Source organism: Falsiroseomonas ponticola (genome assembly GCF_016805305.1).
Lineage (GTDB): Bacteria > Pseudomonadota > Alphaproteobacteria > Acetobacterales > Acetobacteraceae > Falsiroseomonas > Falsiroseomonas ponticola.
Genome location: NZ_JAERQN010000005.1, coordinates 234,070 through 258,184, shown reverse-complemented (window position 1 = coordinate 258,184; position 24,115 = coordinate 234,070). Strand labels below are relative to the sequence as shown.

24 protein-coding genes are annotated in these 24,115 nt (G+C 71.0%); 9 read left to right on the top strand and 15 right to left on the bottom strand.

Annotated features, from left to right (window positions below; all coding sequences use genetic code 11):
- Positions 1 to 108 precede the first annotated feature (108 nt).
- From era to folK, 7 genes are all read right to left on the bottom strand, one after another.
- A complete protein-coding gene (gene era, locus JJI54_RS16840; RefSeq protein WP_203074175.1) occupies positions 109 to 1,017 on the bottom strand; it encodes a GTPase Era in 909 nt (302 codons plus the stop codon).
- The gene (gene rnc / locus JJI54_RS16835) at positions 1,014 to 1,709 is read right to left on the bottom strand and encodes a ribonuclease III (protein WP_318987523.1); all 696 of its coding nucleotides are present in this window, start codon (positions 1,707 to 1,709) and stop codon (positions 1,014 to 1,016) included. The genes era and rnc overlap by 4 nt, the downstream gene beginning before the upstream one ends.
- The gene (gene lepB, locus JJI54_RS16830) at positions 1,706 to 2,461 is read right to left on the bottom strand and encodes a signal peptidase I (protein WP_203074174.1); all 756 of its coding nucleotides are present in this window, start codon (positions 2,459 to 2,461) and stop codon (positions 1,706 to 1,708) included. The genes rnc and lepB overlap by 4 nt, the downstream gene beginning before the upstream one ends.
- A 90-nt stretch (positions 2,462 to 2,551) precedes the next feature.
- Positions 2,552 to 3,001, bottom strand: a complete 450-nt coding sequence (gene acpS / locus JJI54_RS16825) for a holo-ACP synthase (RefSeq protein WP_203074173.1) — start codon at positions 2,999 to 3,001, stop codon at positions 2,552 to 2,554.
- A gap of 3 nt (positions 3,002 to 3,004) precedes the next feature.
- The gene (locus JJI54_RS16820; RefSeq protein WP_203074172.1) at positions 3,005 to 5,248 is read right to left on the bottom strand and encodes a RelA/SpoT family protein; all 2,244 of its coding nucleotides are present in this window, start codon (positions 5,246 to 5,248) and stop codon (positions 3,005 to 3,007) included.
- A gap of 64 nt (positions 5,249 to 5,312) precedes the next feature.
- Positions 5,313 to 5,708, bottom strand: coding sequence for a DNA-directed RNA polymerase subunit omega (rpoZ, locus tag JJI54_RS16815; RefSeq protein ID WP_164695802.1), 396 nt, complete (start codon positions 5,706 to 5,708; stop codon positions 5,313 to 5,315).
- Between the two features lie 149 nt (positions 5,709 to 5,857).
- The gene (folK, locus tag JJI54_RS16810; protein WP_318987522.1) at positions 5,858 to 6,376 is read right to left on the bottom strand and encodes a 2-amino-4-hydroxy-6-hydroxymethyldihydropteridine diphosphokinase; all 519 of its coding nucleotides are present in this window, start codon (positions 6,374 to 6,376) and stop codon (positions 5,858 to 5,860) included.
- Between the two features lie 77 nt (positions 6,377 to 6,453).
- On the opposite strand from folK, the gene JJI54_RS16805 reads away from it, so the two are divergent.
- The 3 genes from JJI54_RS16805 to JJI54_RS16795 are packed head-to-tail and all read left to right on the top strand — an operon-like array spanning position 6,454 to position 8,434.
- A complete protein-coding gene (locus JJI54_RS16805; protein ID WP_203074171.1) occupies positions 6,454 to 7,086 on the top strand; it encodes a LabA-like NYN domain-containing protein in 633 nt (210 codons plus the stop codon).
- Between the two features lie 2 nt (positions 7,087 to 7,088).
- Complete coding sequence (locus tag JJI54_RS16800) at positions 7,089 to 7,751, top strand: uracil-DNA glycosylase (protein ID WP_203074170.1); 663 nt, start codon at positions 7,089 to 7,091, stop codon at positions 7,749 to 7,751.
- A gap of 11 nt (positions 7,752 to 7,762) precedes the next feature.
- A complete protein-coding gene (locus JJI54_RS16795) occupies positions 7,763 to 8,434 on the top strand; it encodes a hypothetical protein (RefSeq protein WP_203074169.1) in 672 nt (223 codons plus the stop codon).
- Between the two features lie 141 nt (positions 8,435 to 8,575).
- Here JJI54_RS16795 and JJI54_RS16790 read toward each other — a convergent pair whose 3' ends face one another.
- The 5 genes from JJI54_RS16790 to dapA all read right to left on the bottom strand — a co-directional run bounded on the left by JJI54_RS16790 (position 8,576) and on the right by dapA (position 12,248).
- Entirely contained in the window at positions 8,576 to 9,169 is a 594-nt protein-coding gene (locus JJI54_RS16790; protein WP_226381831.1) for a glutathione peroxidase, read from the bottom strand.
- Positions 9,162 to 9,833: a sulfite oxidase-like oxidoreductase gene (locus JJI54_RS16785; protein ID WP_203074168.1), complete on the bottom strand. Its 672-nt coding sequence runs from the start codon at positions 9,831 to 9,833 to the stop codon at positions 9,162 to 9,164. Before JJI54_RS16785 ends, JJI54_RS16790 begins: the two co-directional genes overlap by 8 nt.
- A gap of 60 nt (positions 9,834 to 9,893) precedes the next feature.
- Positions 9,894 to 10,751 carry an alpha/beta hydrolase family protein gene (locus JJI54_RS16780; RefSeq protein WP_203074167.1) on the bottom strand — a complete coding sequence of 286 codons (858 nt, stop codon included), beginning with the start codon at positions 10,749 to 10,751 and terminating at the stop codon, positions 9,894 to 9,896.
- Between the two features lie 104 nt (positions 10,752 to 10,855).
- A complete protein-coding gene (gene smpB, locus JJI54_RS16775; RefSeq protein ID WP_203074166.1) occupies positions 10,856 to 11,341 on the bottom strand; it encodes an SsrA-binding protein SmpB in 486 nt (161 codons plus the stop codon).
- 28 nt (positions 11,342 to 11,369) lie between these two features.
- Complete coding sequence (gene dapA / locus JJI54_RS16770) at positions 11,370 to 12,248, bottom strand: 4-hydroxy-tetrahydrodipicolinate synthase (protein WP_203074165.1); 879 nt, start codon at positions 12,246 to 12,248, stop codon at positions 11,370 to 11,372.
- A 127-nt stretch (positions 12,249 to 12,375) separates the two neighbouring features.
- Here dapA and JJI54_RS32750 point away from each other — a divergent pair, with 127 nt between their 5' ends.
- From JJI54_RS32750 to JJI54_RS16740, 6 genes are all read left to right on the top strand, one after another.
- Complete coding sequence (locus JJI54_RS32750) at positions 12,376 to 14,334, top strand: lytic transglycosylase domain-containing protein (protein ID WP_203074164.1); 1,959 nt, start codon at positions 12,376 to 12,378, stop codon at positions 14,332 to 14,334.
- On the top strand, positions 14,331 to 15,164 hold the full coding sequence (locus JJI54_RS16760) for an alpha/beta fold hydrolase (RefSeq protein WP_203074163.1): 834 nt from the start codon (positions 14,331 to 14,333) through the stop codon (positions 15,162 to 15,164). Before JJI54_RS32750 ends, JJI54_RS16760 begins: the two co-directional genes overlap by 4 nt.
- A complete protein-coding gene (locus tag JJI54_RS16755; protein ID WP_318987521.1) occupies positions 15,161 to 15,607 on the top strand; it encodes a phosphatidylglycerophosphatase A family protein in 447 nt (148 codons plus the stop codon). The genes JJI54_RS16760 and JJI54_RS16755 overlap by 4 nt, the downstream gene beginning before the upstream one ends.
- Complete coding sequence (locus JJI54_RS16750) at positions 15,607 to 16,098, top strand: CinA family protein (protein WP_203074162.1); 492 nt, start codon at positions 15,607 to 15,609, stop codon at positions 16,096 to 16,098. The genes JJI54_RS16755 and JJI54_RS16750 overlap by 1 nt, the downstream gene beginning before the upstream one ends.
- Before the next feature lie 2 nt (positions 16,099 to 16,100).
- On the top strand, positions 16,101 to 17,489 hold the full coding sequence (locus tag JJI54_RS16745) for a dipeptidase (RefSeq protein ID WP_203074161.1): 1,389 nt from the start codon (positions 16,101 to 16,103) through the stop codon (positions 17,487 to 17,489).
- A gap of 461 nt (positions 17,490 to 17,950) precedes the next feature.
- Positions 17,951 to 20,701: a beta strand repeat-containing protein gene (locus JJI54_RS16740; RefSeq protein WP_203074160.1), complete on the top strand. Its 2,751-nt coding sequence runs from the start codon at positions 17,951 to 17,953 to the stop codon at positions 20,699 to 20,701.
- Positions 20,702 to 20,737: 36 nt separating this feature from the next.
- Here the strand turns inward: JJI54_RS16740 and JJI54_RS16735 are convergent, their stop codons facing one another.
- The 3 genes from JJI54_RS16735 to JJI54_RS16725 all read right to left on the bottom strand — a co-directional run bounded on the left by JJI54_RS16735 (position 20,738) and on the right by JJI54_RS16725 (position 24,109).
- Complete coding sequence (locus tag JJI54_RS16735; RefSeq protein WP_203074159.1) at positions 20,738 to 21,805, bottom strand: threonine aldolase family protein; 1,068 nt, start codon at positions 21,803 to 21,805, stop codon at positions 20,738 to 20,740.
- 83 nt (positions 21,806 to 21,888) lie between these two features.
- Positions 21,889 to 23,412, bottom strand: coding sequence for an amidohydrolase family protein (locus JJI54_RS16730; protein ID WP_203074158.1), 1,524 nt, complete (start codon positions 23,410 to 23,412; stop codon positions 21,889 to 21,891).
- Positions 23,413 to 23,470: 58 nt separating this feature from the next.
- Positions 23,471 to 24,109: a glutathione S-transferase family protein gene (locus tag JJI54_RS16725; RefSeq protein WP_203074157.1), complete on the bottom strand. Its 639-nt coding sequence runs from the start codon at positions 24,107 to 24,109 to the stop codon at positions 23,471 to 23,473.
- Positions 24,110 to 24,115 lie beyond the last annotated feature (6 nt).

Genomic DNA, 24,115 nt, shown 5'->3' with positions numbered 1-24,115 from the left:
TTGTCCCAAATCCGGATCGCGTGAATCGGTGCTAAAAGCGCTTAATCGGCTAAATCGGCTTAAGTCACAGTACCGGTTTAGTGGCTCAAAGGTCACAGTCGCGGGGCGTCATCCCGGATCGTCCAGCCCCAGCGCCCGGATGCGCCCGCCTTCCTCGTCCCAGCCCGCGCGCTCCTTGACGTTGACGAACAGGTGGATGCGCCGCTCCAGCAGCGCCTCCAGCTCCTTCCGCGCGGCCTGGCCGATCGACTTCACCTTGGCCCCGCCATCGCCGATCAGGATGCCCTTCTGGGTCGCGCGGGTGACGTAGATGGTCACCTCGATCCGCGCGCTGCCATCCTTGCGTTCCTGCCAGGTCTCGGTCTCGACGGTCGCGTGGTGCGGCACTTCCTCATGCGTCTGGCGCAGCACCTGCTCCCGCACGATCTCCGCGGCCAGCATGCGCTGCGGCAGGTCGGAGAGGTCGTCCTCCGGGAACAGGTAGGGGCCCTCGGGCAGGTTCACCGCCAGCACGGCCTTCACGCGGTCGAGCCCCCTGCCCTTCAGCGCGCTGACCATGAAGGTCTCCGCGAAGGGGACGATGTCGTTGAGGTCCTTGGCCAGCGGCAGCAGCCGCGGCGGCTCCACCAGGTCCGCCTTGTTCAGCAGCAGCATCAGCTTCCGCCCGCTGCCCTTCAGCTTCTCCGCGATGGCGCGGACCTCGTCCGTCAGCCCCGCGCGGGCATCGACGATGAGGACGGACAGGTCCGCATCCTGCGCGCCGCCCCAGGCCGCCGCGACCATGGCGCGGTCCAGCCGCCGGCGGGGCGCGAAGATGCCGGGGGTATCGACCAGGATGATCTGGCTGCGCCCCTCCATCACCACGGCGCGGATGCGGAAGCGCGTGGTCTGCGGCTTGGGGGAGACGATGGTGACCTTGGTGCCCGCCAGCGCATTCACCAGCGTGGACTTGCCCGCATTGGGCGCGCCGACGATGGCGACCAGGCCGCAGCGCGTGGGTTCGACTGTCTCGTTCATTTGGCCCCCAGAAGTGCCAGAAGCCGTTCGGCCGCGGCCTGTTCGGCCGCGCGCTTGTTCTCGCCCTGCCCCTCGGCCTCGCGCCCCGCCGCGATCGCGCGCACGGTGAAGACCGGGTGGTGGGAAGGTCCGGCCGCGGAGACCGCCAGGTATTCCGGCAGGCCGAGCCCGCGCCCCAGCGTCCATTCCTGCAGCCGGGACTTGGGGGATGATGGCGGCTTCACCGGGGCTTCCAGCGCCGAATCCCATTCGCGCCGGATCAGCGCCCGGGCCGGTTCCAGCCCGCCATCCAGGTAGATCGCGCCCAGCACCGCCTCCAGCGCGTCGGACAGGACGGAGGCGCGGTGGCGGACGCCGGACTTCTCCTCGTTCGGCGTCACCCGCAGCGCCGCCGCCACGCCCAGCGTCGCCGCCACGCGCGCCAGCGCATCCTGGGAGACGAGGGCCGCGAGCCGCTTGCCGAGGTCGCCCTCCCGCTCCTTCGGGAAGCGCTCCGCCAGCCATTCGGCCATGACCAGCGCCAGCACGCGGTCGCCCACGAACTCCAGCCGTTCGTTCGAATCGAGCATGGAGCGCTTCGGATCGGCGGCGGAGCGGTGCGTCAGGGCGTGGAGCAGAAGCTCGGGCTTGTGGAAGCGGTGCGGCAGCCGCGCCGCCAGCGCCTCCACGGGGTCGTCACCGGGCAGGGTCACCGGACGGCGCTGAACAGGCGGCTCCAGCGGATGGCGGTCGGCCAGGCCCAGAACTCCCAGATTCGGGCGGAGCCATCGACGGAGAAGAAGATGAACTCGGCCCGGCCCACCAGGTTCTCGACCGGCACGAAGCCCACGCCGTTGCGCTGTTCACGGGAGTCGAGGCTGTTGTCCCGGTTGTCGCCCATGGCGAAGACATGGCCCTCGGGCACCCGGAACTCGATGGTGTTGTCGTAGATCTGGTCGTCCGACATCTCGAGGATGTTGTGGACATGGGGCTCGACGCCGGGCTGCGGCGGCAGGAACTCCCGGTATTCGCGCACCACGATGCGCGGGCCGTCGCCCTCCACCGTATAGGGGCCGATCAGCTCGCGCCGCACGGGCTGGCCGTTCAGGTGCAGCACGCCGTTGCGCACCTGCACGCGGTCGCCCGGCAGGCCGACGATGCGCTTGATGTAGTCGGTCGAATTGTCGCGCGGCAGCTTGAACACGGCGACGTCGCCGCGCGCCGGCAGGCTGCCGAAGATGCGGCCCTGGAACAGGTTCGGGCTGAAGGGCATGGAATGCCGCGAATAGCCGTAGCTGTACTTGGACACGAAGAGGTAGTCGCCCACCAGCAGCGTCGGGATCATGCTGCCGGAGGGGATGTTGAAGGGTTCGAACGCCACGGTGCGGATGCCGATGGCGATCAGCCCAGCATAGACCACGGTCTTGGTGGATTCGAGCCAGCCGCCCGTCTGCTTCTTGACCATGGAGGGAGTTTTCGCGGGCATCCTATGGACCAACCCCCGTGCCGGGGGTGTCGCTGCGGCTCCGGATAGAGCCTGCCCACCCCTGCCCTGTCAAGGAACCGCGATCCCCGGCGCGCCCGTTGGCATCGCCATGCGGGGCAGCGGCACCGCCGTGATGATGACCATCGCCTGCGCATAGGGGAACTCATCCGTCATGGTCAGCGCCACATGGCTGACCAGGCCCGGCGGCGTGATCTGCGCCAGGCGTGCCGCCGCGCCGCCCGTCATCCGCAGGGTCGGCTGGCCAGAGGACAGGTTCACCACGCCGAGGTCGCGCCAGAACACGCCCTGCCGGAACCCGGTGCCGAGCGCCTTGGACGCCGCCTCCTTCGCCGCGTAGCGCTTGGCGTAGGTGGCGGCGCGGATCTTTTCCGTCCGCCGCTCCGCCTTCGCGCGCTCCGCCGGCGTGAAGATGCGGTTCAGGAAGCGGTCGCCGAAGCGCTCGATCGTCTTCTCGATCCGCCTGATGTCCAGGATGTCGCTGCCGAGGCCGATGATCATGTCCTAGCCCTTCGCGCGCTCGGCCTGCGCCACCGCCGTCAGGCCCCGGAGCGCGGCGATGATGTTGCCGAGGTGGCGGAGGTCCTTCACCTCCACGTCGATCGCGATCTCCTGGAAATCCTGGCCGCGATGGACGATGCGCATGTTCTCGATCGCGCCGTCCTGGCGCGCGATGGCATCCGTCACGGCGGAAAGCGCGCCGCGGTCATTGGCGGTGATGACGTCGATCCGCCCGACATGCCCGCTGCCCGCGCCGCCCGCATAGTCCCAGTCGATGTCGAGGAACCGCTCCGGGCTGTCCGCGAAGCCGGAGAGGTTGGGGCAATCCGTCTTGTGGACGGTGACGCCCTTGCCGGTGGTGACGATGCCGAGGATGCGGTCCCCCGGCAGCGGGTGGCAGCAGCCCGCGAAATTCACCTGCATGCCCGCGACCAGGCCGGTGACGCCCATCGCCACGTCGCGCCGGTTGCCCTTGCCCGGCGGCGGCAGCGGCACGGCGCGGGGGCGGGACCGCGCGATGGGCAGCACGTCCTGCGGCCGCGGCGGGCCGCGCAGCTCCGGATAGACGGCGTGCACCACATCCTTCGGGCTGACGGCGCCGGAGGCGACGACGATGCACAGCTCCTCGAAGCTCGCCTGCTTCAGCGCCTTCAGCGCGGGGTCCAGGTGCTTCTCGCTGAACTCCACGCCTTCCTGGCGGAAGGCCTTGGCGATGGCCGCGCGGCCTTCCTGCTGCTGCGCCTGGCGCTGTTCGGCGTGCATGAAGCGGCGGATGCGCGCCCGCGCCTTGCCGGTGACGACGAAGCGTTCCCATTGCGGGTTCGGCGTGCCGCCGCGCGCCGTGATGATCTCGACCTGGTCGCCATTCTCCAGCGGCGTGCGCAGCGGCTTGATCTGGCCGTTGATCTTGGCGCCCACGCATTGGTCGCCCACCTGGCTGTGCACCTGGTAGGCGAAATCGACGCAGGTGGAACCGCGCGGCAGCGCGATCAGGTCGCCCTTCGGCGTGAAGCAGAAGACCTGGTCGCGATGCAGCTCGAGCCGCGTGGCATCGAGGAATTCCTGCGGCTCGGCGGCCTGTTCCAGGATGTCCAGCAGCGCCTTCACCCAGGGGAACTTGCCGCTGTCCCGCGCCGCCTGGCCGCCCTGCTTGTAGATCCAATGCGCGGCCACGCCGTATTCCGCGACCTCATGCATCTCCCGCGTCCGGATCTGCACCTCGATCTTGGCGTTGCGCTTGTCCGGCACCGTCACGCCGGTGTGGATGGACTGGTAGCCGTTGGGCTTGGGGGTGGAGATGTAGTCCTTGAACCGCCCGGGCACGACGCGATAGGCGGAATGCACGGCCCCCAGCGCCGCGTAGCAGGCCGCCTTGTCCGCGACGATGACGCGGAAGGCCATGATGTCCGAAAGCTGCTCGAACTCCACCTTCTTGCCGTGCATCTTCAGCCAGATGGAGTAGGGCGACTTCTCCCGCCCCGTCAGCTCCTCCACCGCCACGCCCGCCTCGCGGAACACATGGGTCAGGTCGTCGCGGATCTCGTCGATCAGGTCGGCGCCCTGGCCGTAGAGGAAGGCGCGGCGCGCGGCGATGGTCTGGAAGGCGTCGGGATCCAGCTCCCGGAAGGACAGCGTCTCCAGCTCCGTCTTCAGCGCATCCATGCCGATGCGCTCCGCGAGCGGCGCGAAGATGTCCATCGTCTCCCGCGCCGTCTTGCGGCGGCGGTGCTCCTGCGGGACGAAGTGGAGCGTCCGCATGTTGTGCAGCCGGTCCGCGAGCTTCACCAGCAGCACGCGGATATCCTCGCTCATGGCAAGGACGAGCTTGCGGAAATTCTCGGCCTGCTTGGTGCGCTCGGACTGCAGCTCCAGCCGCGTCAGCTTGGTGACGCCATCCACCAGGCGCGCGACTTCCTTGCCGAAGCGGCGCTCGAGGTCCGCGAGGCCGACCTTCGTGTCCTCCGCCACGTCATGCAGCAGGGCCGTGACGATGGAGGCGCTGTCGAGCCGGTATTGCGCCAGGATGCGCGCGACGGCGACGGGATGGGTGATGTAGGGGTCGCCGTTGTCCCGCTTCTGGCCTTCATGCGCGGCGCGGGCGGTGGCGTAGGCGGCCTCGATCGTGGCCGCGTCGGCGCGGGGGTCGTAGCCCACCACCTCCCGCGCCAGATCCGCGCCGGTGGCGTCGGAGATGCCGGAGGCCAGGCCTTCCGGCGCGAAGTTGGGGTGGTGGCCGGGCGCGTTCATGCCCGGCCTCCCGGGGCCGTTGCAGGGGTCGCGGGGGCGGGGCCCCCGCGGCAGGCTGTCGCGGTCAGCGCTTCCCGCCGAGCTCGGCGGCGATCGCCGCCTCGATGTCGTCGGCCGAGAGGTCCTCGAGGCCGGCGCCGTCGGTCACCTGCTCCTCGTTCACGTCCATCACGCCGAAGATGTTCTCGTCGGTGGCGATGAGGTCGAGGACCTCCTCCTCCGCCGGCTCCGGCTCCGGCGCGCGCTGCAGGGACTTGACCAGGTCGGCCTGCAGCAGATCCAGGTCCACGGTCGCGTCCGCGATCTCGCGCAGCGCGACGACCGGGTTCTTGTCGTTGTCCCGCTCGACCGTCAGCTCCTCGCCCCGGCTGATGTTGCGGGCGCGCTGGGCTGCGTGCAGCACCAGTTCGAAGCGGTTGGGCACCCGAAGGATGCAATCCTCGACCGTGACGCGTGCCATGGCGGCTCCAGTTCCGTAACGCGCGGGGTGTGCGGGGCCTTGCCGGGCGCGGATGCGCGCGGACGGACCCCTCCCCGCCTCTGGTGAACCTCCGATCTAGCCATCCCGGCCGCCGGATGCAAGCGCGGTTCCATGCAAGGGCCGGGCCGTCAGCCGATGGGCCGCGTCCCCGCCTCCCCCACCCGCGCCAGCAGCGCCGCGGCATCCAGGCCAAGCCGGGGATGCACCCAGCCCGGCGCCACGTCGCACAAGGGCGCCAGCACGAAGGCGCGTTCATGCGCGCGCGGATGCGGCAGGATGGGGTCCGGCGCATCCCGCACCGTCGCGCCCACGCCGATGATGTCGAGGTCTAGGGTCCGCGGCGCATTGGGATAGGGCCGGACGCGGCCGAAGGCGTCCTCGATCCCCTGCAGCGCCCGCAGCAGCCGCGCCGGGTCCCCTGCCACATCCCGGTCGCCTTCGGGCCGCAGCAGCGCCACGCCGTTCACGTAGTCCGGGGATGATGGCGAAGGCGGCACGGGGGCCGTCGCGAACCATCGGGAAAGGGCAGCCAGGCGATACCCCGGCAGGCGATCCAGCGCGGCGGCGGCGCGGCGGCAGGTCTCGATCGCCGGCGCGCCATCGGGCCCCGGCAGGTTCGCGCCGATGGCGACGATGATCAACTTCATGGGTTTTCCGAACCGCAACGGTGGCGCTGCCGGCGTCTTCCGCTATTTTCCACCCTCTTTGAGCGAAAGATCACGCGGTGCAATTCGATTCTCAGGAGAGGCTGGGCGTGTTCATCGATGGGGCGCATCTCTACGCTGCCTCCCGGAACCTCGGCTTCGACGTTGACTACAAGAACCTCCTCGGTTTCTTCCGGCGGCACGGGCGGCTGGTGCGGGCGTCCTACTACACGGCGCTGCTGGAGAACGACGAATACTCGCCGCTCCGGCCGCTCGTCGACTGGCTCGGCTACAACGGCTACAGCGTCGTCACCAAGCCCGCGCGCGAATTCACCGATGCCGCCGGCCGCCGCCGCGTGAAGGGCAACATCGAGGTCGAGATCGTCGTCGATGTCATGATGCTGGCGCCGCGGCTCGACCATGTGGTGATCGTGGCGGGGGATGGCGACCTGCGGCGGATGGTGGAGGCGGTGCAGCAGCAGGGGCTGCGCGTCTCCGTCCTCTCCACCATCCGCACCCAGCCCGGCATGGTGGCGGATGAGCTGCGCCGCCAGGCGGACCAGTTCATCGACCTTGCCGACCTGGCGCCCGACATCACCCGCCGCCAGCTGGACCCCCGCCCCCGCATGGTGCCCGCCCCCCGCGCGCCCGAACGCCCCCGCGCGACCCCGGCCGAGCCCTTCCGCGACCCGGTGGCGGACCTGCCGGAGTGAGCGTGGCGGCCGACCCGGCGGCGCCATCCCGGGACGCGGCGGAGCCGCCGCGGGACTGCCCGCTCTGCCCCAGGCTCGTCGCCTATCGCCTGGAGAACCGGGCGAAGGAGCCCGCCTGGCACAACGCGCCCGTGCCCAGCTGGGGCGGGCGGGATGCCAGGCTGCTGGTGCTGGGCCTCGCCCCCGGGGTGCGCGGCGCCAACCGCACGGGCCGGCCCTTCACGGGCGACCATGCCGGCAAGCTGCTCTACGCCACGCTGCTGAAATTCGGCCTGGCGGAGGGCGAGTACCGGGAGGATCCGCGGGACGGCATGGTGCTGAAGGGCGTGCGCATCGTGAATGGCGTGCGCTGCGTGCCGCCGCAGAACCTGCCCACGCCTACCGAGATCACCACCTGCAACCGCTTCCTGAAGGCCGAGCTGGCGGCGCTGACGCGGCTGCGCGCCGTGATCGCGCTGGGGCTGGTCGCGCATAACGCGCTGCTGAAGGCCTATGGCCTGCCCATGTCGCGGCTGAAATTCGCCCATGGCGCGGTGCACACCCTGCCGGATGGCCGCCTGCTGGCCGACAGCTACCATGTCAGCCGCTACAACACGAATACCGGCCGCCTGACGACGGAGATGTTCGAGGCGGTCACCGCCGACGTGCTGGCGCGCATCGCGTAGCGGCCCTCGACGTGCCCGGCAGCGACATCCTGGAGGCGATACGGCGGGGCGAGGCCCGGCTCGGCCAGGGGCTCGACGCGCTGGTGCGGCAGGTGGATGAACAGCTGATGGCGGCGGAGCGCCAGGGCCTCGCCCAGATGCTGCGGGCCTGGCCCGGCGCCGCGGAGGGCCGGCCGGAGAAGCCGGAGGCGCTGGCGGAAGGCCTGGCCGCGCTGCTGGAACAGGCCGGGGCCGCACGCCGGGCGGACATGTTCGATTCGCTGAAGCCGGCGGCCAAGGCCGGCGCCTTCGGCCTGGCCTGCGGCATCGTCGCCGCCTTCGTGCTGGATATCGTGGTGTATGGCACCGCCTGGGCCGGCCCGGAGGCGCTGCACTGGATCCTGGCGGGCACGCCGGCCCTCCTCCTCGCCGGCTTCGGCTACCGGCAGGCCCGGCGGCCGACCCGGCGGTCACGTGCCCTGTTCAAGGGCCTGATCGCCCTGCCGGTCGGCGGCCTCGGCAGCGTCATCCTGCTGCTGGCCGCGGCGGTCGCGGTGGATGATGCAAAGGGCGGGTCGGCGCTCGACCGTGTCGATCCCGCCTGGCTCGTCCTGGCCCTGGTGGTCACCGCGATGCTCGGCGGCGCCATCGCCGCCGCCTGGGCGATGCGCCGGGCCTGGCGGCGCTGGGACGAGGCGCCCTGACGCTCAGCGCAGGCCGAGGAAGCTCAGGATCGCCAGGACGATGACGACGGCGCCGACGATATAGACGATGCTGTTCATGGGGCTTGCTCCGCTGCTGATGCCGCAACAACGGAGGTGACGGCGCAGAGTTGCGCCCGCCCGCTACACCAGCGGCCGCCCCTCCAGCGCCGCCTCCACCGCCCGCGTCAGCACGGGGCTGTCCGGTTCGGTCGAGGTCGGGAAGGCGCGCACCGAACGCCCGTCCCGCCCCACCAGGTACTTGTGGAAATTCCAGCGCGGCGGGCCGCCGGCGCGGGCGGCGAGCCAGGCGAAGAGGGGATGCGCCGCCGGCCCGCGCACGCTGGTCAGCGTCGCCATCGGGAAGGTGATGCCGTAGGTGGTCTCGCAGAATTCCCTGATGCGCGCGGCGTCCCGGCTTTCCTGGTTGAAGTCGTTGGACGGCACGCCGAGCACCAGGAAGCCCCGCGCCTGGTAGCGGTCATGCAGCCGCTGGAGCCCCGTGTATTGCGGCGTGAAGCCGCAGAAGCTGGCGGTGTTCACCACCAGCATCGCCTTGCCGCGGAACTCCGCCATCGGCAGCGGGCCGCCATCCAGGCTGTCCAGCGCGAAGTCGAAGGCGGTCTGCGCCGGCTGGGCGCTGGCCCCGGCCGCCATCAGCAGCGGCACCGCGAGCAGCACACGCCGGCCGATGGCCGGCGCCGCGGGTCCCGCATCCCGGGGCATGACGTCACGCATAGCGCTCCTCCGTCCAGGGGTCGCCCCGGTTGCTGTAGCCGCGCACTTCCCAGAAGCCGGGCCGGTCCTCCCGCAGCAATTCCACCCGGGTGATCCATTTCGGGCTCTTCCAGAAATAGAGATGGGGCACCACCAGCCGCACCGGGCCGCCATGCCGGCGCTCCAGCGGCGAACCCTCCCAGGAATGGGCGAAGAGGTTCTCGGGCCTGGCGAAATCCTCCATCGCCAGGTTGGTGGTGTAGCCGTCATAGCTGGTGAAGGCGACGAAGCGCGCCTCCGCCTTCGGCCGCGCCATGGCGAGCAGGTCCAGCACCGGCACGCCCTGCCAGGCATTGTCGTAGCGGGACCACTGCGTCACGCAGTGGATGTCGTTCACCCGTTCCTGCTGCGGCAGGGCCATGAACTCGTCGAGCGTCAGGCGCAGCGGCGCGGCGCAGAGCCCCTCCACCCGCAGGCGGAAATTGCTGCGGGTCACGTTGGGCTGGACGCCGAGGTCGAGCACCGGGAAATCCGTCACCAGCCGCTGGCCGGGGGGCAGGCGGTCGCGATCGGGCGAGCTGGTCGTGCCGGTCAGCAGCCGGCCGTCCCGCGCCCAGCCCTGCTTCGTCTCCACCAGCTTGTCCCGGACCCTGCCCGTCAGCGGGACCTCGTCACCCTCATCCATCGCGTTGCTCCTCGGCGGCCTTACGTGTCACGGCCGCCGCCGGATGCAAGGCCGGTGCCATCACCGTGTCGCAGAACGCGGCGCATAGCCGTTCGCGGTCAGGAAGGCCTCCACCACCGGGCCCCAGACGGCGCTGCCGCCCGGGCCGAAGAACAGGGAATGGCCGTCCCGGCCGAAGGGGCCCAGCATCTCCAGCTCCGCCGCCCCGCCCGCCGCCGTGAAGGCCTGGTGCATCGCCAGCGCCAGGTCCGGATCGAAGAAGCTGTCATTGGCCGTATAGACCCACAGCATCGGCAGCCGGGCCGTCCGCCCATACTCCCCGGCGGCGGAGACCAGGCGTTCCGGCCGGCAATTGGTGTTGGCCCGCCCCTGCGCCCAGCCGCCGCGGCCACCCGCCAGGCTGACCAGGGCGCCGACCATGGGCGGATCCTCCGCCGCCAGCGCCAGCGCGCCCCAGCCGCCCGCGGACTGGCCCACCACCAGCACCCCCTCCGGCCGGATGTCCGGCAGGCCGATGGCGAAGTCGATCGCGGCGCGGATGTCCCGCGCCGTCTCCCGCCCCGCCGGGGCGAAGAAGGGGTCGGCGCAGCGGCCGAAGCCCTCCGCCCAGTCGCCCCCCGATTCGCCATAGCCGCGGCGCAGCGGCAGCGCCACGGCGAAGCCGCGCCGGGTGAACCAGGTCACCGCCTCCGCCCCGCAATCCGCAAGCCGCGCCGTCGCCCGGTCCGCCGCCTGGGCGGGCGAGCCATGGTTGATGACGGCCAGCGGCACCACCCCCGGCACGCCCGGCCGGCACAGCTTCACCACGATGGCCTGGAAGGCGCCGGGGATGGGCACGCTGTGCACCTCCTCCCGCCCCGCCGGCGCCGCGGCGCAACCGGCGAGGATCAGCGCGAGAAACAGAGCAGCCAGCCGCATGCACGCCCCCGATCAGCAGGCGGAGCGTGGCGCGGCTGGGGCGGGGATGTCGAGGGGTTGGCGCTGGTGGCCCGGGGAAGAGGGCGGAGCCCTGTTCCCCGGCGCTACCCCCGGTTCCGCATCAGCCGCGCCTTGTCCCGCTGCCAGTCGCGGTCCGCGATGGCGGCGCGCTTGTCGTGCTTCTTCTTGCCTTCGCCGACGCCCAGCAGGACCTTGGCCATGCCGCGTTCGTTGAAGTGGATCTGCAGCGGCACCAGCGTGATGCCGTCCCGCGCGATCGCGCTCGAGAGGTCCCGCACCTGCTTGCGGTGCAGCAGCAGCTTGCGGTGGCGGCGGGGTTCGAAGTTGGCGACGTAGCTGCCCGCCTGCCATTCAGGGATATAGGCGTTGAACAGGAACATCTCCCCGTCCCGCTCCCCCGCCCAGGCTTCGGTCAGCGTGGCGCGGCCGGCGCGCAGGCTCTTCACCTCCGGCCCCACCAGGATGATGCCGGCCTCGATCGTGTCGCCGATCTTGTAGTCGTAGCGCGCCTTGCGGTTCTGCGAGGCGATGCCGTGGCTGATCAGGCCTTTCTTGCGGGGTTCCGCCATGCTGTCCGGGCGACTGGGCGCGGGGCGCTCAGTTCAGCAGCCCTGCTCCCGTCATCGCGGCGCGCACGCGCGCCTTGGTGGAATCGGAGGTCGGCGCGAGGGGCAGGCGGCAATGGTCGGTCCCGCGCCCCAGCAGGCTGGCGGCGTACTTCACCGGGCCCGGGGAGGTTTCGCAGAACATCGCGTCATGCACCGGCACCAGCCGGTCCTGGATGGCGATGGCGTCGGCGATGCGCCCTGCCGCCCAGGCGTCATGCATCTCCCGGCACAGGCGGGGGGCGATGTTGGCGGTGACGCTGATGCAGCCATGCCCGCCGGCGGCGAGGTAGGAGAGCGCCGTGTGGTCCTCCCCGCTCAGCTGGCAGAAATCCGGGCCGCAGGCGGCGCGGGTGTGCAGCGGGCGCGTCAGGTTCGCGGTCGCGTCCTTCACGCCGATGATGTTCGGGTGCTTCGCCAGCCGCGCCATCGTCTCGACCGTCATGTCGATCACGCTGCGGGGCGGGATGTTGTAGATGATGATGGGCAGGTCCACCGCATCCGCGATGGCCATGAAGTGCAGGTAGAGCCCTTCCTGCGTCGGCTTGTTGTAGTAGGGCGTCACCACCAGCGCGGCGTCCGCGCCCGCTTCCTTGGCGTGGCGCGTCAGGTCCACCGCCTCCGCCGTGCTGTTGCTGCCCGTGCCGGCGATGACGGGCACGCGCCCGTTCGAGGCCTTGATGGCGAGGTCCACGACCTGGTGATGCTCGGCATGGGACAGCGTCGGGCTCTCGCCCGTAGTGCCGCAGGGGATGATGCCCTGGGTGCCCTCGGCGATCTGCCATTCGACGAAGTCGGAGAAGGCTTTCGCGTCCAGGGACCCGTCGGCCTGCATGGGCGTGATCAGCGCGACCAGCGAACCCCTGAACATCTTGCTTCTATCCATGCCTCGTGTGGGGCGTGGAACCTAGTGGCGCGGCCGCGCCGGGGCAAGGTGGAGCGCGGTGGCGCGGGTGGGGATGGGGAATCCGCGCCGGATCGGGTTATGGTCCCGGCCCATGCGCCGCATCCTGCTGCTCCTGCCCCTCCTCCTTCCCCTGCCTGCCGCCGCCCAGCCCTGGGCGAGCGAGGGCGCGCGCCTCGCCGGCCGCCAGGCGCTGGCCGCGGCCCAGCAGAACCGCTTCCTGGAAGCCGAGAGCGTGGCGCTGGCCGCCGATCCGCTGGCCCGCAAGATCGTCGCCTGGTGGCGCATCCAGGCGCGCGGGTCCGGCGCCAGCGCGCGGGAGACGCTGGCCTGGCTGGAGGAGAACCCCGCCTGGCCCTTCCCCGAGACCATCGCCCGCCGCGCGGAGGAACTGCTGGTGGCGGAGGCCGATGACGCGCTCGTGCTCCGCCACTTCACGCGCAGCCCGCCCCGCACGCTGGATGGCGCGCAGCGCTTCGCGGATGCGCTGGGCCGCGCCGGCCAGGCGGCGCAGGCCGCGCCCATGCTGCGCGCCGCCTGGCGGGACGGCCCCGCCGATGCGGCGACGGAAGCCGCCTTCCTGGAACGCAACGGCGCCATCCTGACCGCGGATGACCATTGGCGCCGCGTGGACCGGCTGATCTGGGAGAACCAGGCCAGCGCCGCCGGCCGCACCATGCCCCGGCTGGACCCCGCCCGCCGCGCCATCGCGGAGGCGCGCCTCGCCTTCCGCGCGGACCGGGAGGGGGATGCGCGCGGCCGCGACATCGGCCTGGCCCATGACCGCGCCCGGATGCTGCGCCGGAAGGACCGGGATGCGGAGGCCGCCGCCATCTGGATCGCGGCCGAGCCCCTGCAGCGCGACCTGGCGCCGGAGGCCGCGCGCTGGATCTGGCAGGAACGCCAGATCCTGGCGCGCAAGCTGCTCCGCCTCGGCGATGCGACCAATGCGTATCGGGTCGCCGCCGGGCATGGCCAGGCGGAGCCCGGGGAGCCGCGGCAGGAGGGCGAGTTCCTGGCCGGCTTCATCGCGCTGCGGCGCCTGGGTGACGCCGCGGGCGCGCAGCGCCATTTCGCCCGGGTGGCGGAGGGTAGCGTCTCCGTCATCACCCGCGCCCGCGCGGCCTATTGGCAGGGCCTGGCGCTGGCGGCGCAGAACCGCACCGCGGAGGCGCGCGTGCAATGGGCTGAAGCGGCGGCGCTGCCGACGGCCTATTACGGCCAGCTCGCCAGCCTGGCGCTGGGCGAGGCGCCGGCGCAGATGAGCGCGCGGATCACGCGCCACCCCTCCCCCGCGCCCTCCGCCCAGGTCGCGACGGATTTCATCGGGCGGGAGATGGCGCGGGCGGTCATCACGCTCGCCGATCTCGGCCAGTCCGACCGCGCGCGGGTCTTCCTGCTGCGGATGGAGGACCTCTCCCCGGATGCCGGCGACCGCTGGCTGATCGCGCGCCTCGCCGTCGCGATCCGGCGGCCCGATCACGCCGTCTGGGTGGCGCGCCGCGCCGGCGCCGATGGCGTGATCCTGCTGGAGGATGGCTGGCCCACCCCCTACCCCGCACCGCCCGATGGGGCGGAGGCCGCGCTGGTCAACGCCATCACGCGGCAGGAGAGCAATTTCGACCTGACGGCGGTGTCCTCCGCCAATGCGCGGGGGCTGATGCAGCTGCTGCCCTCCACGGCGGCGCAAGTTGCGCGCAGGCTCGGCATCCCGCACCAGCTCGGCATGCTGACGACGGATGGTGCGCACAACATGCGGCTCGGCAGCGCCTATATCAGCGACATGCTGGGCCGCTATGGCGGCGCCATGCCGCTGGCGGCCGGCGCCTACAATGCCGGGCCCGGGCGCGTCGATGAATGGCTCGGCACCTATGGCGATCCGCGCGTGGCGTCGGGGCCGGATGTGCGGGACTGGATCGAGCAGATCCCCTTCGCGGAGACGCGCAACTACGTCCAGCGCGTGATCGAGAACGTCGTGGTGTACCGCGCGAGGAACCCGGAGACGGCATCCCTGCCCCATCCCCTGGCCGCGCTGCTGGAGGGCCGGCCGTGAGGATCTTCTTCAGCGCGCGGGACGGGCTGCGGCTTTCCGCCCAGGATTTCGCAGGCGACCCGGCGCGCACGCCGATCCTCTGCCTGTCCGGCATCACGCGGAACAGCGACGATTTCGCCGCGCTGGCGGACCGGCACGGCGGCAAGCGCCGCGTGCTGTGCCTGGACCATGCCGGGCATGGCGACAGCGCGCGGCCCGACCGCCTGTCCCGCTACGCCATCGAGGAAAGCCTGCGCGACGTGCTGGACGCCATGGCGGCGCTGCATTGCCACCGCGCCGTCTTCGTCGGCACCAGCTTCGGCGGCATCCTGACCATGATCACGGCGGTGGTCCGCCCCGGCGCCATCGCGGGTGCCGTGCTCAACGATGTGGGGCCGGTGCTGGAACCCGTGGGGCTCGACCACGTCCAGAACTTCGTCGCGCGCGATCCCGCGCTGCCGACGCTGGATCGCTGCGTGGAACACCTGAAGGCGACGCTGCCGCCGCTGACCATCGACGAGGAGGGCTGGCGGCGCTTCGCGGCGAGCACCTATGCGAAGGGCGATGACGGGCGCTGGCACCCGCGCTGGGACACCCGCATCGCCCAGGCCATGCAGGGCGGTCGCGCTCTGCCCAGCCTCTGGGGCCCCTTCGGCGCGCTGGCCCATGCGCCGACGCTGCTGCTGCGGGGCGAGCTGTCCGAGCTGCTATCCGCCGAGACCGCCCGGCGCATGCGCGAGGAGCGCCCCGGCCTGGAGTTCGTGAACATCCCCGGCACCGGCCACTGCCCGACGCTGGAGGAACCGCTCGCCATCGCCGCGCTGGACCGTTTCCTGGATTCCATCCCGTGACGCCGGCGATGCTGGTGGCGACGCTGGGTGGCGCGGGCCGGCTGCGCCCCGGCCCCGGCACCTGGGGCAGCCTGGTGGTGCTGCCGATGGCGCTGGCCGGGCCGGCCTGGTGCCTGGGCCTGGCGATCGTCATCGCCATCGCGGGCTACTGGGCCGCGACGCAGGTGCTGGACGAGCGGACGGAAGACCCCGGCTGGTTCGTGGCGGATGAGGGCGCGGGCATGCTGCTGGTGCTGGCCGCCCTGCCCGCCGCCACGCTGCCCGGCATCTTCCTGGCCTTCGCGCTGTTCCGGGCGCTGGATATCGTGAAGCCCTGGCCCATCTCCTGGGCGGATGCCCAGCCCGGCGCCTTCGGCGTCATGCTGGATGACATCCTGGCCGGGCTGATCGGCGCCGCGGGGCTGCTGGCCTTCACCCGCCTCTATCCGGGGATCCTCGATTGATGCTGCCCGAGACGACGCTGCAGGACGCCGCCACGCTGCTGGCGGAGCTGCAATCCGCCGGAGAGACGCTGGCGACCGCGGAAAGCTGCACCGGCGGGCTGATCGCCGCCGCGCTGACCGCCGTGCCAGGCTCCTCCGCCACCGTGCTCGCGGGCTTCGTGACCTATTCGGACGAGGCCAAGGCAGCCATGCTCGGCGTGCCGCCCGCGACCATCGCGGCCGTGGGCGCCGTCAGCGAAGCGGTGGCGCATGCCATGGCGGAGGGCGCGCGGGCGCGCTCCGGCGCCGCCATCGCCGTCTCCTGCACCGGCATCGCCGGGCCGGGCGGCGGATCGGCCGAGAAGCCCGTGGGCCTCGTCTATATCGGCGCCGCCAGCGCGTCGCTGACGCTGGTGGAACGCCATGTGTTTCCCGGTGACCGCGCCGCGGTTCGCGCCGCGACGGTCGCCGCCGCCTTCCAACTGATCCGACGACTGAAGACCGGAGTGTGAGTATGGACCTGACCGACAAGCTGCTCGCCGCCATCGACAAGGACCACGACGCCGCCGTCGGACGCCTGGTGGAGTGGCTGCGCATCCCCTCCATCAGCGCGCAGCCGGACCACGCCGCGGATTGCGTGCGCGCCGCCGAATGGGTGCGGGACCAGCTGGTGGCGATCGGCTTCACCGCCTCGCTCCGCCAGACGCCGAAGCACCCCGTCGTCGTCGCGCATCACCCCGGGCCCAAGGACGCCAAGGCGCCTCACCTGCTCTACTACGGGCACTACGACGTGCAGCCGCCCGATCCGCTGGAGCTCTGGACCAGCCCGCCCTTCGAGCCCGTGGTGGTGGATGGCCCGCATGGCAAGCGCGTGGTCGCGCGCGGCGCGGTGGACGACAAGGGCCAGACGCTGATGTGGATCGAGGCGATGCGCGCCTGGCACGGCATCGCCGGCGGCCCGCCCTGCGCCATCACCGCGGTGATCGAGGGCGAGGAGGAGATCGGCTCCCCCAACCTCGCCCCCTTCATGGCCGCGAACGCCGCGGAGCTGAAGGCCGATGTCGCCATTATCAGCGACACGGGCATGTGGGACATCGACACGCCCGCGCTCTCCACCCGCCTGCGCGGCATGGTCTTCGTGCAGCTCGACATCAAGGCGGCGAACCGGGACCTGCATTCCGGCATGTATGGCGGCAGCGCGCTGAACCCGAACAACCTCATCACGAAGATCCTGGGCGACCTGCACGATGCCGAAGGCCGCGTGCAGCTGCCGGGCTTCTATGACGGCATCCCGGAAGTCTCCCCGGAACTGCGCGCGCAATGGCAGTCGCTGGGCTTCTCGGAGCACGATTTCCTCGGCGCCATCGGGCTTTCCGTCCCGGTCGGGGAGAAGGGGCGCGGCGCGCTGGAACGGCTCTGGGCGCGGCCGACCGCCGATATCAACGGCATCTGGGGCGGCTATACCGGCCCCGGCAGCAAGACGGTCATCCCGAGCGAGGCGCACGCCAAGATCACCTTCCGCCTGGTGCCCGGCCAGCACCACGACAAGGTCTTCGACGCCTTCAAGCAGTTCGTGAACGCGCGCCTGCCCGCCGACGCCACCGCCACCTTCCAGGGCGGCAGCGCCAGCCCCGGGATCGAGGTGCCGGCCGACAGCGCCTTCATCCGCGCGGCCCAATCCGCGCTGGCCGATGAATACGGCAAGCCCGCCGCCATGATCGGCTGCGGCGGTTCGATCCCCGTGGTGTCCTCGATGAAGGACGTGCTCGGCCTGGATACCGTGCTGATGGGCTTCGGGCTGGAGGACGACCAGGTGCACAGCCCGAACGAGAAGTTCGACATGCGCTGCTTCCACCAGGGCACGCGCAGCCATGCGCGGCTGCTGGCACGGCTGGCGGGCTGACCGCGATTCGGGCCCGGCGCGCGTCGCCGGGCCCGCACGCCGCGACACGCGGCAGCCCCGCACGCATCGTTGCGGGAAACACCAACGTCATCACAACCATTCCGTGTCCATCGACACTATTCATGCCTGCTGTCCATCCGGTTTGTTGCGAATACTATTAATTACACATTGTTGCTATTTCGGTTCGCCAGTAGACTTTCCGTGAACTTGGCCACTGATCAATCCCGCCGATCTGGCGCGGGCCGTGGCAGGAGGGTTGGTTGGTGACACCACCATGGTCCGCCGCATCGCGTCGCCCGGCGACGCCGGCCAGGCCGATGCATTCCCCGGCGCCGGGCCGGTGGCCATGGGCGCTGCGGCGCCTGCCCGCCCCCCCTTCATTCCGCCGCGCCTGAAGGCGCCCCTTCCCAACGCTTGACCGCGCCGACGGGTGGCCGCCGGCCTGCTCCAGGAACCACGCCATGGCGACCATCAGCGGCTCCTCCGGTGCCGACATCATCACGCCCACCGTCGCGGAGACCGCAGGCGGCGTGGCGCTTCCGGGCGGTCCCGCGACCGCGAATGCCGACAGCATCAGCGGCCTCGGCGGCGACGACACCATCGATGGCGGCGATGGCAACGACACGATCATCGGCGGCGCGGGCGCCGACAGCCTGGTCGGTGGCACCGGAACCAACACGCTGTCCTATGCCGGGTCCACGGTGGGCGTCGCCATCAACCTGCTGGCCGGCACCGCGAGCGGCGGGGATGCGGAGGGTGACGTCTACAGCGGGTTCATCAGGGTGATGGGCGGCAGCGGTGCCGACACGCTGACGGGCGACGCGGGCGCCAACACCCTCGAAGGCGCCGATGGCAACGACGTGCTGGTCGGCGGCGATGGCAACGACGTGCTCCTCGGTGGAAACGGCGACGATACCTTCATCGGTGGCGCCGGCTCTGATCTCATGAATGGCGGGGCTGGCTTCGACGTCATCGACTACAGTGCCTCCGCCGCCGCGGTCTCGGTGAACATAAACGGCACCGCGATCTGGTCGGGCGGCGATGCTGCCGGTGACAGGACGAATGTTACGATTATACCCGGGATGGAGGGGGTGATCGGTAGCGCCTTCGGCGACAGCATCATTGGCAATGCGTTTACCGCGAGCCTGCTTGTCGGCGGCGAGGGGAACGACAGCCTTCGTGGGTCCAACAACGCCGATACACTCAACGGCGGCGCCGGGGATGACTATCTGCTCGGCGGCAATGGCAACGACATCTACATTGGCGGCGCCGGCAACGACACCTTCCAGGAAGACTCGGCCGGCGGCTTCGACATCGTCAGCTACGCCGGTAGCACCGCGGGGATGCTCGCACTCCGCGACAACTACTACACCCCCGTCACCAACACCTTCGGCGATGGGGTTGGAGACAGTTGGGGCGCCATCGAAGGCGTCCAGGGCAGTGCGGGCGACGATACCTTCGTCGGCAACGCATCGGCGAACTACTTCGATGGCGCCGAGGGGGCGGATTCGCTCGTGGGGGGCGCCGGCGCCGATACGCTGATCGGCGGCGCGGGCTTCGATGTCATCGGCTACGGCGGCACCACCGGCATCCTCGCGAACCTGGCCACCAATACCTTCTCCTCCGGCGAAGCCGAGGGCGACAGCGTCGTCGGCGTGGAGGGGATCAGGGCCGGATCGGGCGCGGATACGCTGGTCGGGAACGGCAGCGACAACCGGCTGGAGGGTGGCGAGGGCAATGACTACCTGACCGGCGGCGCCGGCGCCGATACGCTGGTCGGCGGCGCGGGCTTCGATGTCATCACCTATGCCGGCAGCGCCGCCGTCTCGGTCGATCTCTCCACCGGCACCTTCTCCCTCGGCCATGCGGCCGGCGACCAGGTGCAGGAGGTGGAGGGCGTGCAGGGCGGTTCGGGCAACGACACGCTGACCGGCAGCAATGGCGGCAATCTGCTGGATGGCAGCACCGGCGCGGACCTGCTCATCGGCCTCGGCAACAACGACATCTATGTCGTGGACAACATCGATGACGTGGTGGTGGAAGCCGCCGGCGGCGGCCTCGACGAAGTGCGCTCCTCCATCACCTGGACGCTGGGATCGAACCTCGAATACCTGACGCTGCTGGGCAGCGCGGACGTGAACGGCAAGGGCAACGAGCTCGACAACACGATCCGGGGCAACAGCGGCGCCAACATCCTGAAGGGCATGGACGGCAAGGACCGCCTCTACGGCATGGGCGGCGCCGATACCATGGAAGGCGGCGCGGGCAACGACAGCTACTACGTCAGCAGCAGCGACACCAAGCTGCTGGAGGATGCCGGCGGCGGCACCGACACCGCCTACACCACCGTCACCTTCACCCTGGGGGCGGAGGTGGAAGTGCTGGTGCTGCAGGACAGCGGCGATATCGGCGGCACCGGCAATGCCGGCGCCAACCGCATCACCGGCAATGCGGGCCACAACCTGATCGATGGCGCGGGCGGCGACGACGTGCTGGATGGCGGCGCGGGGAATGACAGCCTGGCCGGCGGCCTGGGCAATGACAACCTGACCGGCGGGACCGGCGCGGACAGCATGAATGGCGGCGCCGGCAATGACCGCTACGAGGTCGACAACACGGAAGACACCGTCACCGAGGCACCGGCCGAGGGCATCGACCTGGTGCGCGCGAGCGTGAGCTTCACGCTCTCCGCCGCGGTGGAGAACCTGACCCTGCTGGGCACCGGGCACCTCTCCGGCACCGGGAACGAGGACGCCAACGCCATCACCGGCAATGCGGGCAACAACCTGCTGGTCGGGCTCGGCGGCGATGACCGCCTGACCGGCGGCGACGGCGCGGATACGCTGGTGGGCGGCAGCGGCGCCGATGTGCTGACCACCGGCGACGGCGCCGACATCCTGCGCTTCCTGCGCGCCGGCGACGGCATCGACTTCGTCGCGGACTACGTGGCCGCCTCGGACGGGATCGAGGTCTCGGCCGCCGGCTTCGGCGGCGGGCTGACGGAGGGGCTCGACCTCTCCACCGGCAACCGCTTCATCGTCAACACGACGGGGAAGTCCGATGCCGTGGGCCACGGCCAGTTCATCTTCGAAAGCGACCGTGGCCTGCTGTGGTGGGATGCCGATGGCGCGGGCGGTGCCGCCGCCGTCAGCGTCGCGCGCTTCGGCGGCCTGGGCTCGCTCTCCGCCTCCGAGTTCACCGTCATCGCGTGACGGCGAAGGGGCGGCCCGTCCCGGGGAGGGACGGGCCTACCCCCGCGCCACCACCGCCCGCAGCACCTGCAGCGCTTCCTCCACCATGGGCGCCGTCACGTCGAGGTGCAGGCACGCCCGGATGCGGCCGCCGAGGAAGCTGACCTGCACGCCTTCCATGCGCAGCGCCCGCACCACGTCGAGGGAGGCGACGCCCGTGCCGGCCGTGTCGAAATAGACCAGGTTGGTGTCGGGCTCCGTCACCGCGATGCCGGGGATCTGCGACAGGCCGCGATACAGCGCCTTGGCATTGGCATGGTCATCCGCCAGGCGATCGATGTTGTGGTCCAGCGCATAGAGGCAGCCGGCCGCGCAGACGCCGGCCTGCCGCATCGCGCCGCCCAGCCGCTGCTTCCAGCGCCAGGCCTCGTCGATGAAGTCCCGCGTGCCGCAGAGCACGGCGCCGAGCGGCGCGCCGAGGCCCTTGGTGAAGTCGAGCCAGACGCTGTCATAGCCCGCCGTCATCTCCGCGGCCGGAATGCCGGCGGCGACGCAGGCATTCATCAGCCGCGCGCCGTCCATATGCGTGGAAAGCCCGGCGCCATGCGCGATCTCCGCGATCTCCGCCAGCACGGCACGGTCCCAGACGGCGCCGCCGCCGGTATTCGCGGTCTGCTCCACCTCCACCAGCCGCTGCGTCGGCGTGTGGCGGGACTTGCCGCGCAGCGCCCCGCGCAGCGCATCCGCCGAATACATGCCGCGATCGCCCTTCAGCGGCAGGATCTGCACGCTGCCGAGCGCGGCGTGCGCGCCGCCCTCGCTGGTCAGGATATGCGCCGTCTCATGCGCGATGATCTCCTCCCCGGGCCGGCAATGCACCAGCGTGGCGGCGACGTTGCACATGGTGCCGGACGGCATGAAGACCGCGGCTTCCTTGCCCATCAGCGCCGCCATGCGGTCGCAGAGCGCATGCACGGTCGGGTCGTCCCCATGCTGCTCGTCGCCGACCTCGGCGCGCATCATCGCCTCCAGCATCGCGGGCGTCGGCTTGGTCTGCGTATCGGAATAGAGGTTGATGCGGATGGGCGGCGCGCCGGCGGGCGGGCGTTCGGGGGCGTGGACCATGGGTGTTCCGTGCGTGGCCTGGGGTGGCGCGCAAGGTGGCAGGGAATGGGGGGCGGGTGAAGCCACCGCCCCCCGCGCGCGCCTCAGGAGACGATGGTCTCCAGCCCCGGGTTCCGGATGACATAGCCATAGGCGAGGTTGCTGCGCTCCCCGCCCCTCGCCGCGTATTCCGCCCTCGCCTTGGCGACGTTGTCGTGCCGGAGGTCGGCGCGGCGCTGGTAGTTGTACATGCGCGCGCTGGTCTCGCCGAAGATCATCCGCTTCACCGGGCCATCCGCATCGCCGAGCGGCGCGAAGCCGTGCTGGCGCTGCATCGCCTCCGGAATCTCGAGCCGCCGCAGCGCCTCGATCTGCCATTGCGGCGAACCCGTCCAGACGGCGTCCGTGCCCCAGACGACGTGGTCGGCGCCGAGGCCCCGGATCAGCGTGCCCATCAGCGCGGCGCAGAGCCCGGGCTCAATCACCGTCGTCTGGGCGAAGATCTGGCCGAGGTCGCCATAGACATTCGTCACGCCATACTTCGAGGGGATCTCCGCCAAATCCGTCGTCCAGTCCACGCGGCCGGTGCGCGCGAACTGCTCCACCCCCGTGCCCGCGCCGCCGCCGCCGGTCCAGCGATAGGCGGAGTGGTAGATGACGAACTTGATCTGCGGCCAGTCCTTCGCCGCCTTGCCCACATCGTCGACGCCGGCGAAGGGCAGCAGATGCGGGAAGCGGTCCGTGACCTGCTGCGGATAGAGCCCCTTGTGAACGCAGACGATCCCCTTCCCCGCGCGCAGGATGCGCTCATAGAAGGGGTACATCAGGCGTTCGTCATCCATCCGCCAGGGATGCTGCGCCAGGTGCTTGTTGGTGTTGTCGCCGACCGTGTAGCCCTTGAAGCTGTCCACGTTCAGCTCCGTGATGCAGCGCTCCACCTCCTCCATCCAGCCGGGCTGGCCGGGGGTGAAGATGCCATGGCTCAGCACGCGCCGCGTGCCGCCGGCCGCATCGTTCACGCGCTTGCGGGCATCGAACTTCATGTCGTTGGTCAGGAACCAGTCGCGCGGGTCCTCGCTGGGCGCGCCGCTGATGAGGGCGACCTTGGTGTCGCTGTCGAGGAACATCTCCTTGAACCAGTTCGCCTCCATGAGGCTCTCGATGGTCTGCTCCTCGACCCTGATCTGCGGGTTCCACCCCGCCCGCCCCACATTCCGCCGCGCCTCCACGAAGGTCATCAGCCTGGTGTCGGGGCGCAGGAAATGCGTGTGCACATCCATGATGAACTGGTCGGCCAGCGTCGCCGCGCGCGCCTCCGCCGCGCCCGGCGTCTGCGCCTCCGCGCGGGAGACACCGTAGAGCGGGCCGTATTCCTCGTTCATCGCCAGGAAGGCCGCGGCCATGCCGGCGGCGGTCTGCAGGTAGCGCCGGCGCGTCATGCCCTGCTTCGGCGCGATCTCATCCGCCATGGCCTTGATCCGCGCCTCGACGCGCTTCTGCCGCTCATTCTGCGGCATGGGCCAGAACTCGTCGGAGGCAATGACCTGCGTCGGGATCGGCGACGGGAACATCGCCTCATCCGCCGGTTGCAGCGCCGCGAGGTCATCCTCGGTGAGAAATCCCGTCATCACCCGTCCTTCCCTGTCGCTTCCCCGGGGGGAGCGTGACGCGGAAGGGAGGGGCGATTCAAGAAAATCCCGCCATCCGATGCTTGCTCCACACCGCCGCCACGGCCGGCCGCGCCGCCACCGCCTCCGCCAGGCGCTGGATGCGCGGCAGCGTCGCCGGCACCCATTCCCGCCCGCCCATCCAGCGCGACAGCACCGCGAGGTAGAGGTCCGCCACGGAGAAGCGGGCGCCGAGCACGAAGGGGTCGAGGCCCGCATGCTCCTCGATGATGCGCAGCACGTCGCGGCCCATCGCCAGCGCATTGTCGCGCGCGGCCTCCACCTGGCCCGGCGCGTAGCCGAAGCGGGCGGGATAGTCCCAGCGCGTGACCTGCGGGTAGAACTCCCCCGCCAGCAGCGCCATCCAGCGCAGCGCCGTGGCGCGGCCGGGATCGCCGGGGGGCGGCAGCAGCGCGGCCCCGGGATGCCGATCCGCCAGCGTCACCAGGATGGCCAGGCTTTCCGTCATCACCGTGCCGTCCGGCAGCACCAGCGTCGGCAACCGGCCCATCGGGTTGATGGCGCGGTACTCCGCACGCAGCTGGTGGTCACCCTCCAGCGGCACGGCGCGGAGTTCGACCGGCGCGCCGATCTCCGCCAGCGCCATTTCGACGGGCGCGGAGCCGGAGCCGAGGTCGCCATAGAGGATGTAGGTCATGCGGAG

What these genes read in the sequence shown, in the direction of transcription:
- era (WP_203074175.1), bottom strand. Translation starts at nt 1,017, where the DNA reads ATGAACGAGACAGTCGAACCCACGCGCTGCGGCCTGGTCGCCATCGTC.
- lepB (WP_203074174.1), bottom strand. Translation starts at nt 2,461, where the DNA reads ATGGTCAAGAAGCAGACGGGCGGCTGGCTCGAATCCACCAAGACCGTG.
- acpS (WP_203074173.1), bottom strand. Translation starts at nt 3,001, where the DNA reads ATGATCATCGGCCTCGGCAGCGACATCCTGGACATCAGGCGGATCGAG.
- JJI54_RS16820 (WP_203074172.1), bottom strand. Translation starts at nt 5,248, where the DNA reads ATGAACGCGCCCGGCCACCACCCCAACTTCGCGCCGGAAGGCCTGGCC.
- rpoZ (WP_164695802.1), bottom strand. Translation starts at nt 5,708, where the DNA reads ATGGCACGCGTCACGGTCGAGGATTGCATCCTTCGGGTGCCCAACCGC.
- folK (WP_318987522.1), bottom strand. Translation starts at nt 6,376, where the DNA reads ATGAAGTTGATCATCGTCGCCATCGGCGCGAACCTGCCGGGGCCCGAT.
- JJI54_RS16790 (WP_226381831.1), bottom strand. Translation starts at nt 9,169, where the DNA reads ATGCGTGACGTCATGCCCCGGGATGCGGGACCCGCGGCGCCGGCCATC.
- JJI54_RS16785 (WP_203074168.1), bottom strand. Translation starts at nt 9,833, where the DNA reads ATGGATGAGGGTGACGAGGTCCCGCTGACGGGCAGGGTCCGGGACAAG.
- JJI54_RS16780 (WP_203074167.1), bottom strand. Translation starts at nt 10,751, where the DNA reads ATGCGGCTGGCTGCTCTGTTTCTCGCGCTGATCCTCGCCGGTTGCGCC.
- smpB (WP_203074166.1), bottom strand. Translation starts at nt 11,341, where the DNA reads ATGGCGGAACCCCGCAAGAAAGGCCTGATCAGCCACGGCATCGCCTCG.
- dapA (WP_203074165.1), bottom strand. Translation starts at nt 12,248, where the DNA reads ATGTTCAGGGGTTCGCTGGTCGCGCTGATCACGCCCATGCAGGCCGAC.
- JJI54_RS32750 (WP_203074164.1), top strand. Translation starts at nt 12,376, where the DNA reads ATGCGCCGCATCCTGCTGCTCCTGCCCCTCCTCCTTCCCCTGCCTGCC.
- JJI54_RS16750 (WP_203074162.1), top strand. Translation starts at nt 15,607, where the DNA reads ATGCTGCCCGAGACGACGCTGCAGGACGCCGCCACGCTGCTGGCGGAG.
- JJI54_RS16745 (WP_203074161.1), top strand. Translation starts at nt 16,101, where the DNA reads ATGGACCTGACCGACAAGCTGCTCGCCGCCATCGACAAGGACCACGAC.
- JJI54_RS16740 (WP_203074160.1), top strand. Translation starts at nt 17,951, where the DNA reads ATGGCGACCATCAGCGGCTCCTCCGGTGCCGACATCATCACGCCCACC.
- JJI54_RS16735 (WP_203074159.1), bottom strand. Translation starts at nt 21,805, where the DNA reads ATGGTCCACGCCCCCGAACGCCCGCCCGCCGGCGCGCCGCCCATCCGC.
- JJI54_RS16730 (WP_203074158.1), bottom strand. Translation starts at nt 23,412, where the DNA reads ATGACGGGATTTCTCACCGAGGATGACCTCGCGGCGCTGCAACCGGCG.
- JJI54_RS16725 (WP_203074157.1), bottom strand. Translation starts at nt 24,109, where the DNA reads ATGACCTACATCCTCTATGGCGACCTCGGCTCCGGCTCCGCGCCCGTC.